8 protein-coding genes and 1 pseudogene are annotated in these 10,111 nt (G+C 70.1%); 6 read left to right on the top strand and 3 right to left on the bottom strand.

Features of this window, described 5'->3' with window-relative positions; translation table 11 throughout:
- Positions 1-90: 90 nt before the first annotated feature.
- Positions 91-3,327, bottom strand: coding sequence for an NACHT domain-containing protein (locus tag ACZ6SQ_RS38190; RefSeq protein WP_469570627.1), 3,237 nt, complete (start codon positions 3,325-3,327; stop codon positions 91-93).
- Between the two features lie 226 nt (positions 3,328-3,553).
- Here ACZ6SQ_RS38190 and ACZ6SQ_RS38185 point away from each other — a divergent pair, with 226 nt between their 5' ends.
- Positions 3,554-3,739: a hypothetical protein gene (locus tag ACZ6SQ_RS38185; protein ID WP_469570625.1), complete on the top strand. Its 186-nt coding sequence runs from the start codon at positions 3,554-3,556 to the stop codon at positions 3,737-3,739.
- 407 nt (positions 3,740-4,146) lie between these two features.
- Here the strand turns inward: ACZ6SQ_RS38185 and ACZ6SQ_RS38180 are convergent, their stop codons facing one another.
- Positions 4,147-5,241 (bottom strand): pentapeptide repeat-containing protein, encoded by a 1,095-nt coding sequence (locus ACZ6SQ_RS38180; RefSeq protein WP_469570622.1) that lies wholly within the window; start codon positions 5,239-5,241, stop codon positions 4,147-4,149.
- A 719-nt stretch (positions 5,242-5,960) separates the two neighbouring features.
- Here ACZ6SQ_RS38180 and ACZ6SQ_RS38175 point away from each other — a divergent pair.
- Entirely contained in the window at positions 5,961-6,110 is a 150-nt protein-coding gene (locus tag ACZ6SQ_RS38175) for a hypothetical protein (RefSeq protein WP_469570620.1), read from the top strand.
- 125 nt (positions 6,111-6,235) lie between these two features.
- Here the strand turns inward: ACZ6SQ_RS38175 and ACZ6SQ_RS38170 are convergent.
- Positions 6,236-6,349, bottom strand: a pseudogene (locus tag ACZ6SQ_RS38170) (Helicase associated domain protein); the annotation flags it as partial.
- A 162-nt stretch (positions 6,350-6,511) separates the two neighbouring features.
- Between ACZ6SQ_RS38170 and ACZ6SQ_RS38165 the strand changes: the two are divergent.
- From ACZ6SQ_RS38165 to ACZ6SQ_RS38150, 4 genes are all read left to right on the top strand, one after another.
- Positions 6,512-7,327: a sulfite exporter TauE/SafE family protein gene (locus ACZ6SQ_RS38165; protein ID WP_469570618.1), complete on the top strand. Its 816-nt coding sequence runs from the start codon at positions 6,512-6,514 to the stop codon at positions 7,325-7,327.
- A gap of 739 nt (positions 7,328-8,066) precedes the next feature.
- A complete protein-coding gene (locus ACZ6SQ_RS38160) occupies positions 8,067-8,441 on the top strand; it encodes a PadR family transcriptional regulator (protein WP_469570616.1) in 375 nt (124 codons plus the stop codon).
- On the top strand, positions 8,438-8,941 hold the full coding sequence (locus tag ACZ6SQ_RS38155) for a hypothetical protein (RefSeq protein ID WP_469570614.1): 504 nt from the start codon (positions 8,438-8,440) through the stop codon (positions 8,939-8,941). Before ACZ6SQ_RS38160 ends, ACZ6SQ_RS38155 begins: the two co-directional genes overlap by 4 nt.
- Positions 8,942-9,118: 177 nt before the next feature.
- Positions 9,119-9,415: a hypothetical protein gene (locus ACZ6SQ_RS38150; RefSeq protein WP_469570612.1), complete on the top strand. Its 297-nt coding sequence runs from the start codon at positions 9,119-9,121 to the stop codon at positions 9,413-9,415.
- Positions 9,416-10,111: the final 696 nt, after the last annotated feature.

Below are 10,111 nucleotides of genomic sequence, written 5' to 3'. Positions count from 1 at the left end.
TCCCACTCCGCGTTCGTCAGATCACCACGTCCCATACAGCCAGCCTGCCCCCAACACCCCACTCAGGTAGAGAGATCCGAGAAACAGCGCCTAGTTCCCTTTTGTTGAGTCGATGTAGGTCAGTGCGGTCTTTACTGCCGTGTCGGTTGGACGTTCTTTTGCAAGTCTGAGCAGCAGGTCTTCCGTCTTTGATTCATCTGGCCACACCAGCGTCAGTAGTCGCACTGAGGCGGCACGTACATCACTCGAGGTGTCCTCGATGCTCGCTGCCACACAGTTCCATGCGGCTTCGCGCTCCGGCCACCCCCGCCCCAGCACGCGCAGGGCAATGCTGCGGGTGACGTCATCGGCGGTGGTGTCGCGGGCGGTGTCGAGGACGGTGGTGTAGGCCTCCTCCCGGTCGGGCCACCCCCGCCCCAGCACGCGCAGGGCAATGCTGCGGGTGTGGTCGTTGGCGGTGGTGTCGCGGGCGGTGTCGAGGACGGTCGTGTAGGTCTCTTCCCGGTCGGGCCATCGCTGGCCCAGCACTCGCAGGGCGGTGCTGCGGGAGCTGGAGCTGGTGGTGGTGTCGCGGGCGGTGTCGAGGACGGCGGTGTAGGCCTTTTTCCTGTCGGGCCACCGTTCCCCCAGCAGGCGGAGGGCGATGCTGCGGGTGTAGTCGTTGGCGGTGGTGTCGCGGGCGGTGTCGAGGACGGTCGTGTAGGTGTCGTCCCGGTCGGGCCACCGTTCCCCCAGCACCTGCAGGGCGGTGCTGCGGGTGACGTCATCGGCGGTGGTGTCGCGGGCGGTGTCGAGGACGGTCGTGTAGGCCTCGTCCCGGTCGTGCCATCGCTGGCCCAGTACCTGCAGGGCGGTGGTGCGGGGGCTGGCGGTGGTGTCGCGGGCGGTGTCGAGGACGGTCGTGTAGGCCTCGTCCCGGTCGTGCCACCGTTCCCCCAGCACGCGCAGGGCTGCAGATGCTGCCCCGTGTCCCCAGGGAATTCGAGCCAGCTGGATGGCTTCACGAGGGGTGCGGCACAGCGCGGCCGCGAGGACGTGCGATGTTCGACCCGGCGAGTGCCGACTTGTGCGGTGCCAGCGTTGGTAGCGTTCGCGGCCGGTCCATGACCAAGGGAACGACATCAGCGCGGGCACAGCGCCGCCCAGCTCCGCCCAGAGGGAGTCCGAGAGGTGGGCGGTGAGGGTGTCGATGACGGCGTTGCTCTGGATCGCGAGTGAGCGTTCGGGATGAGGGCCGGGCCGGGTGGGTGCGCGGGGAATGCGGTGGGCTTCGGCGAGCACCCGGATGGCAAGTTCCAGGAAACCGTCGCCTGCGGTGCGGTAAGCAGCCATGCCCCGGCGGCGGTGCATGTGGAGCAGGCGGGCGATGAAGGTGGCGTGTTCGGCTTCTGCCTGGCTGCTGATCTGGCCGATGAACAGCAGGATGACTTCGTGCCAGACGGGGTTGACAGCGCGTTCGGCGAGCATGTCGGTGAGCTGCTCGGGTGTCCATTCGCGGCCTGCGTAGCGTCGGCTGAGTTCGCGTGCGGCGAGGTATTCGAGGAAGGTGCGGTGGACGAACCCGTACATGCCGGCGCCGTAGGGGTGCAGGAGGAAGGCGCGTTCGTGGAGCCGGGCGACCATGGCGCCGGCGACGATGCGGCCGACGGGGGTCGGGTAGTTCATGTCGGTGACGACGTAGTCGGCGATCATCGCTGTGAGGTCGTCGCGGGCAATGAGGGGGCTGCCCCCGGTGCTGCCGGCGCTTTCCTGCAGGCGCCGGGCGAGGCGTTCGAGGAGTTCCTGGAGCAGGCCGGTGTCGAGTTCGTCGAGGGCGGCGGCTACGTCGGGATGGTCCTGGCGGGGGAGTGCGAGGTGTTTGGCGTCGCGGTCCCAGCGGCCGGTGAGGACGTCGACGGCGTGCCGGTAGACCTCGCGGCGGTCGCGGGGGATGGCGGCGCCCAGACCGATGGAGGCCAGGATCGTCAGCAGCAGCGGGTTCCCGGCCAGTTCCGCAACCGACGCGAACCCCCGCACCGCGCTGATGAGGCGTTCACCCAGGCGGGAGGCCTCGCCCGGGTCGTCGGGGTGGGCGGCGGTGTACCAGCGCCGGATGAACGACTCGATCTGCTGCCGGGACAGGTCTTCGAGCTTGGCCTGGGCAAAGCCGGCGTGCGTGAGCACCTCGGGGGCGAAACCGATGACGCGGGAGGTGAGGATGACTCTGACGTGCTCGTGGACATCGGCGAACGCGGTCACCTGCCGGGCGACCTCGGCCCGCCGGCCCGGGTCGAAGATCTCGTCCAGGCCGTCGAAAATCACCAGCACCGGCCGGTCCCGCTGCGCCAGCAGATCCTCGAACACTTTGCGGGGCAGGCACATGCGTTCGGTGGTGTCGAACTCCTCCCAGAAATCCTCCACCGTCCGCCCCCGCCACCGTGCGCCGTCGGAGAGATGCCGCAGCTCCACGACCACCGGCACCGCCCCCGCCAGCGCACGCAGTTCGGCAGGCACCTCGTCCAGGCCGCCGGCGAGAGCCAGCGCCAGATACCGCGACAGCGTCGACTTCCCGGCCCCGGGATCCCCCAGCAGCACCAGCCGCCGCCCCTGAGGCGAGGCGACAGCCTCCAGCACGGGCACCGGCGGCCGCTCCACCCGCGTCCTGCGCCACTGCTGGACCTGCTCCGTGCGAAGCCCCGGAGGCAACTCCTGCTCCGCCACCTCGCCGCGCTCCACGAGCTCCTGCCACAGCCGCGCCGGAAGCTCCGGCTTCGGCGGGTCCCACGACGCCAGCGGCGCCTCGAACACCTGCCGCAGCCGGATCGCAGGCTGCTCACCCGCCCGCTCAACGGAACCCAGCACATCCAGGTTCAGCCGCCCGCACGTCTGCACCAAGCGCTCGCAGTACCGGGCGACAGCCGCATCAGCCTCAGCCTGCGCCCCTGAGGCCACCGGAGTACGACGCCGGGCATCGGCGCTCTCCTGCCAGGCGTTCTCCAGCAGCCGCTGCCAGTCCCCACGCGCCTCCGAAGCAAGCCACACCTGGCGGACCCGGCCATCGGTCTCCAGCGTCCTGCCGCCGGTCCAGGACTCCCAGACAGCGACCACGGCCAGGACCTGCTCGAGACTGTCCTGCCGCGGAACGCTGAAGCTCTCCAGCTCCTTCGGGGCCCACCGGCTGGCCACCTTGCCCTCGAACACCGCCGTCCCCGGAAGACCGGTTTTGCGGACTCCCCGCTCCAGCGGCTTCTGGAACCCGCCGGGCCCGTGCTGCTCGCGATAGGCCGCCTCCGCTTCGGTACGCAGGGCGCGCAGCCTCCGGTAGAGCGTCTCGCGGTGAACTCCCACAGCCTTCTTCCCTCTGACACCGGGCCCCGTGCTCCGCCACCGCGACCCGCTGCCTGGAACGGGTGGATCGGGCAGCCGCACCGCACCGGCGCGGACCAGCAGGCTAATACCCGACCTGCCTCACGCGCCCCGCACTTGGGACCAGACCACCCCCACGAGGCCAATCTCGAAGCAACGCCGGGCCCGGCGCACCACCTGCACACCGCCTACCAAGGGGCAGACCACCATGGCCCACCGCCGCCGCAAGCCCGCCACCGCCAGTTCCACGACCCCCAGCACCACCCCCACCACCCCCCGCCCTGGCCCGCGGACGCTGTGGCGGGAAGCCGCACGCCGCGCCGTTCTCGGCCTCGCCGGCTCCGTCGGAGCCACCCTCGTCGCCGTCCTGGAATGGTGGCTGCGCACTCGCTGACCACCTTGCCTCCGCACCGGCCTCGCCGCGTGCGGAGGCACCCGCATGCCCAGCCGTGCAGTTCCGGGCCAGCCTTTCCCTGTCCGCGCTCGGCGGGGCCTCGCGCGCCCCGGGCGGGCCGTGCCCGGATGTTGCGCTAGGGGTTGCGGTAGAGGTTGCGCAGCCCCTCAGTACGCTCCCGCGTTCTCGCAGGTCAACCCCCCCCGGAAAATGGTGGTCTGCTGGCTGGACATCCCCCTCTGCACACCCCCTGCGCTCGCCAGACCAGAGAAAGGAAGGGGAAGGGGAGGGCGGGGCGGGCGGGGCGGGCGGGTGCGTGCCGTCGGGGGATCGGGGCGCGAGGTGTCCGTCCGTCTCGCGTGCCGGTGGAGCCTCGCGCGGTCGTGCTGCGGGGGCCGCTCAAGGGGCTACGGAGTGGTTAGCCAGGGCGAGGGCAGGCTGACCCTCTCAGGAGCAGGAACGCCGACGGCGGCGAGAAGCCCATCGGGAACTGGACCACTCGCGCCGTGGAAGTGCACTGTGCCGCCGGAGAACGTCGCGCCGCGGAAGTGCACCGTGTCGTCGGAGAACGTCGTGAGGTGGAAGTCCACTGTGCCGCCGGAGAACGTCGTGCGGAGGAAGTCCACAGCGCCGCTGGAGAATGTCGCGCCGTAGAAGTCCACTGTGCCGCCGGAGAACGTTGCGTCGCCGAAGGTCGCCGTGCCGCCTGAGAATGTCGCGCCGTGGAAGTCCACTGTGCCGCCGGAGAACGTCGCATCATCGAAGGTCGCCGTGCCGTCGGAGAACGTCGCGTCGCTGAAGGTCACCGTGCCGCCGGTGAACGTGGCGCCGGTGAAGTTCATGTTGCCGTCGATGGTGATGCCGGTGAGGTCGAGGTTGCAGCCTTGCCAGGAGCGGTGGGTTCCTTTGGGGAGTCGGTAGTGGTCGCCGATGAGGCGCAGGATGGTGTGGCGGACCTCGCGGAGGGCGAGGTAGCGCTGGTGCTCCTCCAGGTGGGCGGGGTCGGTGCCGGGGTCGGGGGTGTGGGGGAGTCGGAGGTAGGCGCACAGGACGTCGATGCAGGTCTGGCGGAGGCTGGTGTCGGGGGCGTCGTCGGCGAGGCCGGTGAGGGCGTGGACGCCGCCGAGGCGGACGGCGGGGGAGTCGTCGCCGAGTTGGGAGACGGCGGTGGTGAAGCGTTCGGTGTGCAGGCGGGTGGCGTCGCGGTGGGCGCCGGCCTCGTCGACGCGCTGGCGGCGGTAGGCGACGACGAGGGCGACGAGCGCGCCGGCCCCGGCGACGACTCCGAAGGAGAGCTTCACCAGGTCGAAGAGTGTGCTGGCGTCGAGTTTCGCGGTGCTGTCGATCTCCCGTACGTCGAGCAGGACGACCAGGGTGTAGAAGACGGTGCCCGCTGCCAGGACTGCGGCGGCGAAGGTGACCGTGAGGGCACGGCCGACCTTCCACAGTCGTAACTCCCGCTCGTGCGGGACGGATCGCGGCGGCCGTCGGTTGGCTGTCATGCGGATGAAGACCAGGGCAGGCAGGCCTACGGTTGCGGTGCTGCTTGGGAAGTGCGAGCGGCCGTTGGCACTGTGCTGCCGTGGTCCGGCTCGGGTCGGTCGGGGTCCGACTGTGACGGTCCGGTGTCACGGAGTCTGTCGCGGCCGGAGCCACCGTCGCCTTGAGGGGTGCCGTGGGGAGGTTGCCGACGGTCGCGGGCCCCTGGGCCGACCCCATTGTCCGCGGGTGAATTCCCTTGCCCTGGCGGGGGTGGCCCCCTTGACGAGGGCGGCTCCGCGGACAGACCCGGTGGAGGCAAGTTGTAGGGCAAGCCGGTTCGAGGGGGTTCCCCTGATGTTCCTGGACTTTGTGGACGGCCAGGTGGCAGGGTTGTTGGCCGGGATTGGTGGCTTGCCTGGCTGATCGGATGAGCCGTCGACGTTACGAGCCCCAGATCGGATCGTTCGGGGAGGGGCGACCGGACAGTCGCTGGAGTGGACTTCCGGCGAGCGAGAGCTGCCGCGTGTTCCGCCCGGCTCGCGCCGTGCGGCGGTCCCGGCCGGGAAACTGCGTACGTCTTCGACGGCCGCCGTACGTCTCCGACATGACGTACCCGCGGCAGTCCGACTCGGACGGCTGGCACCCGGTACGTGGCGAGACCGTCCACCTCACAGGTTGCGGGGCTAACCCTCGCGGCCGCGATTGTCGCGGCGACGAATCCGAACCTTGAGGAGAAGCCATGCCGACCGACCCCACCGCCCACGTGATCCTTGCTCTGATCGGTGCCGTGGTCGCCGTACTGATCGGCGTGACCTACCCCGCCGCCATTCCCGCTCTGACGCTCGGGGCCTCAGTGTTCGTCGTGCTCGTGGCCCTGCTGAAGCTGTGACGGCACCGCCACACCTATGCATCACGAGCCGGCGTGACCCGACGCCGACGGCCCCCCTTTTGCCACCGCCGCGTCCACCGTGGGGGCCAGGCGGGACCCTTGGCTGGCTTTGGAGGAACCCGTGTCTACCAGCGCATGCCCAGCGCGTTGAGGTCGTTGCGTCGTTGTTCGGTGAGTCGTGCGGCTCTGCTGCGGGTGTTGGAGAGCCACTGTCCGAGTTTGTTTTCTGTCCTGTCGTCGAGGTGTCCGGTGTGGCGCCGGCTCGGGCGCGATGAGTGGCATTAGCTGTCCGAGGGTCGAACCTGGAACGGTTCAGCTGGAGGTTGGGACGAATCTGGAGCGGATATCCGGTGTCTTTCTGCCGTGGCGGGCTGGTGCGCGGGTCAGGGAGGATGCCGGGCATGGTCTCTGACCAGAGCGTTGTTGCTCTGCGGCCGGCGCATTCGATGCCCGTGGTGGCCGGTGTCGGGGCGGTGATCGGTGTTCTGGGCGGGATGATCGGTCTGGGCGGCGCTGAGTTCCGGCTGCCTTTGCTGATCGGCCTGTTCGGGTTCGCCGCGCTGTCGGCGGTCATCCTGAACAAGGCGATGAGTCTGGTCGTGGTTCTGGTCGCCCTTCCGGCCCGGCTGGCCGGGGTCCCGGCTGCAGAGGTGGCCGCGCGCTGGCCGGTCGCGGTGAATCTGCTGGCCGGGAGTCTGCTCGGTGCGTGGGCCGGGGCGAGCTGGGTGGTGCGGATGCGCAGCGCGACCCTGTACAGGGTGCTGGCGGCGTTGATGGTGCTCATGGCGGCCGCCCTGATCGTCACCCACACCACCACCCTGGACACGCTCGCGCTGCCGCTGTGGGCCCAAGTCCCCTGCGGCGTCGTGGCCGGGTTCGGCATTGGTGTGGTTGCCGCGATCATGGGCGTGGCGGGCGGGGAGCTGCTGATCCCGACGATCGTGCTGCTGTTCGGGGAGGACATCAAGACCGCCGGGAGCCTGTCCCTGCTGGTCTCGCTGCCGACCATGCTGGTCGCCTTCGCCCGCTACAGCCGCGACGGCAGCTTCGCCGTCCTCGGCGCGAACCTCCGCTTCACCGCGCTCATGGCCGCGGGCTCCGTTGCCGGCGCGGTGCTCGGGGGGCTGCTCCTGGGCGTGTTCCCGGACCTGGTGCTCATTCCCGCGCTGGCTGTGATCCTTCTCGTCTCCGCGGTCAAGCTCGCCCGTCACGACTGACGTCGCCGCAACGACGGGGGAGACCGATCCGGCTGCTGCCGGGACCCGTGGACAGGACCACGGGCCCCGGCCCGGCGGCAACATCTCCTGAACCAACTCCTGAACCAACTCCTGAAACGGCTCCTGATCCATCTCCTGATCGAGTATCCGGGCCGTTTCCGCGTCGCCGCAGGTGACCACAGGGGTTCGGGTGTGGTCGGGGTCGGGCATCCCCCTCAGAGCACCCCACGACCGCCTCGCCTGGAAGAAGGGTGGGATGGGGAGGGCGGGCGGGACGTGGGGAGCGCTGTGGGGGATCGGGGCCGGCCTCTTTCTGTGCCGCGCGCTCGGCGGGGCCTCGCGCGCCTCGGGCGGGCCGTGCCCGGATGTTGCGCTGGAGGTTGCGCCAAGAAGTTGCGCCAAGAAGTTGCGGTAGAGGTTGCGCACCCCTCTAGCGTGCTCCCGAGTCCTCGCAGGTGGATCCCCGGATATGGCTGGTCTGCTGGCCTGACATCCCCCTCTGCACACCCCCTGCGCTCGCCAGACCCGAGAAAAGGGGAGGGGAAGGGGCGGGCGGGGCGGGCGGGTGCGTGCCGCCGGGGGATCGGGGCGGCGGGTGTCCGTCTCGCGCGTTGGCGGGGCCGCGCGCGGTTCGGTTGCGCAGCGCGGGGGTCGCGGCTGTGTGGGGGTGGGGTTGGTGGGGTGTCCGGGTTTACGCTGCTGGGTTTATCTCTAGTTAGGGGCTTGGTAGAGTTAGAGTATGGTTGGGAAGAAGAGTGGTGGGGATCCGTCGGGTGTGCCGCGGTCTCCGCGGATGACGTTGCCGACGCAGTTGGTGCTGCGGGCGTTGCTGGAGAAGCCGGCGGTGGAGCGGTACGGGTTGGAGCTGTGTGCTTTGGCGGAGCTCCCGAGCGGGACGATTCATCCGATCCTGGCGCGGCTGGAGGCTGCGGGGTGGCTGGAGTCGCGGTGGGAAGAGGTGGATCCGAGTGAGCAGGGCCGGCCGCGGCGGCGGTATTACCGGCTGAGTCCGGACGGGGCGGAGCGTGCCCGTGACGCGTTGGCGCGTGCCACGGCTGGCCGTTCCGCGCTGCGTGCGCTGAAGCCGGGGATCGCGGGAGGTCCACGCCCGTGAACCGTAACCGCCGTACTCGTAAGCTCGTCCGCGACCTCACCCGCGCCCTCGACCGCGCCCGCGCCCGCGCCCTCGCCCTCGACCGCGCCCTCAACCGCACCCTCGCCCTCGACCGCGCCCCCAACCACGCCCTCGACTTCGCCCTCAACCGCGCCCTCTACCGCAACCTGGACCTCGATCGCGACCTCGCCCGCATCCTCGACCTCGACCTCGACCTCGACCGCGACCTCGCCCGCGACCTGGCCCGTGCCTTCGACCGCGACTTTGTCAGCAACCTTGCTCTCGCCCTCGACTGCGTCGGCGACCTCCCCCTCGAACGTGCCCTCGCCCGCACCCTCGATGATGCCCTTGGTTGTGCTCGTGCGCTTGGGGCTCATCTGGCTGGTGGGCTGGGTGCTGGTGGTGTGCGGGGTGGCTGGTGCGGGTGGCGTGCCGGGTGGTGCCGGTGGGGGAGCGGGGGCGGTATGCGGAGGAGTGGCGTGGTGAGTTGTGGGAGTTAGGGGAAGGGCGGGGGCGTCGGCGTCGGCAGGTGATGCATGCGGTCCGGCTGGCCGGCCGGGCGTGGGGGGTGCGTGGCGGGGTGCGTGCGGCGCGGTGGCGTACGACCGGCGGGGGGTGAACGCGGTGAGCTGCGCGATCGGTTCAGGCTGGTTCCCTGTTCTGGAGGGGGGCCGCTCATGACCGTGCACATCGACAACCTCGGGGCCGTGATCCTTGTGCTGGGCTGCCTCGTGGCACGCGTCATCTACCAGCACACGCGTCCTGAGCAGCCCGCACCGGCAGCGGGTGTGCTGCGGAAGGGGAAGGGCGATCTGGTCGGCGCGGTGGTCGCCGGCACCGCCGTGGTGACCGTCCTGGTCCTGCTCCTGGGCGGCGCCGCCCAGGGACAGAACCAGGAGCCCCCTTCCCCGGTTCCGACAACGACGACGGTTTCTCCCTCCCCCTCCATTCCGAGCAGTCCGCCGTCCCCGTGACACACGCGTACGCACAGGGCCGCGTACGCGTTGACGGCCAGGACGACGGAGCCGCAGGCGGTCCGAGGAGCTGGGCGTGGGCTGGCAGTTCTCCTGGCAGCGCCCGGCCGGAGCGCTGGCCCGGTCAGGGAGCCGACCCGGCCCCGGAACAGCCGGCCCGGCCGGAGTGCGGGTAAGGGTTCGGCGGACGCTCTGTCATTTGTGGTGGTGGTGCGGGGCGTTTCCAGGTTTCATTCGGCCTGGTTTTTGATGCGCGAGTTCCGGGGTTATGGGGTGCTATTCCAGGGGGTTTTGTTGGGGTGTCAGTTGGCGTTTTTCGGGGGCTCGTTCGAGGGGTTCTGGGATTGTGGTTCTGCGGGGTGGTGTGGGCATGGTGGTGGAGTGTAGGCCCGGATTTCATCCGGTCCAGAGTTTTGACGCAACGCGGGTTTGGAGTGGGAACGGAACCTTAGACGGGTGGGGGCCAGCCGCACGCCGGTGACGGTGTGTGCTCAGCCCTGGCAGTCCAGTCCGCCCCCGTCGGTGCCGCCTGCACGAGCAACCCCCTACCAGCCAGCCCTCTGACGCACGCGGAGCGTGCGTCAGTTCCTGTACTGGACTGCGGAGCAGGCCGGTACAGGCTGATCCGGCGTCAGCCGGAACGCCGGATCACGGAGTGGTCCGGCAGCCGGGACGGAGTCCCGGCGCATCCGGCGC

The organism is Streptomyces sp. NPDC048600 (assembly GCF_055587025.1).
This window is presented reverse-complemented; position numbering and strand designations above follow the sequence as displayed.

Coding starts and splice junctions, on each gene's coding strand:
- ACZ6SQ_RS38185 (WP_469570625.1), top strand. CDS start 3,554: ATGGCCCACCGCCGCCGCAAGCCCGCCACCGCCAGTTCCACGACCCCC.
- ACZ6SQ_RS38180 (WP_469570622.1), bottom strand. CDS start 5,241: ATGACAGCCAACCGACGGCCGCCGCGATCCGTCCCGCACGAGCGGGAG.
- ACZ6SQ_RS38175 (WP_469570620.1), top strand. CDS start 5,961: ATGCCGACCGACCCCACCGCCCACGTGATCCTTGCTCTGATCGGTGCC.
- ACZ6SQ_RS38165 (WP_469570618.1), top strand. CDS start 6,512: ATGGTCTCTGACCAGAGCGTTGTTGCTCTGCGGCCGGCGCATTCGATG.
- ACZ6SQ_RS38160 (WP_469570616.1), top strand. CDS start 8,067: ATGGTTGGGAAGAAGAGTGGTGGGGATCCGTCGGGTGTGCCGCGGTCT.
- ACZ6SQ_RS38150 (WP_469570612.1), top strand. CDS start 9,119: ATGACCGTGCACATCGACAACCTCGGGGCCGTGATCCTTGTGCTGGGC.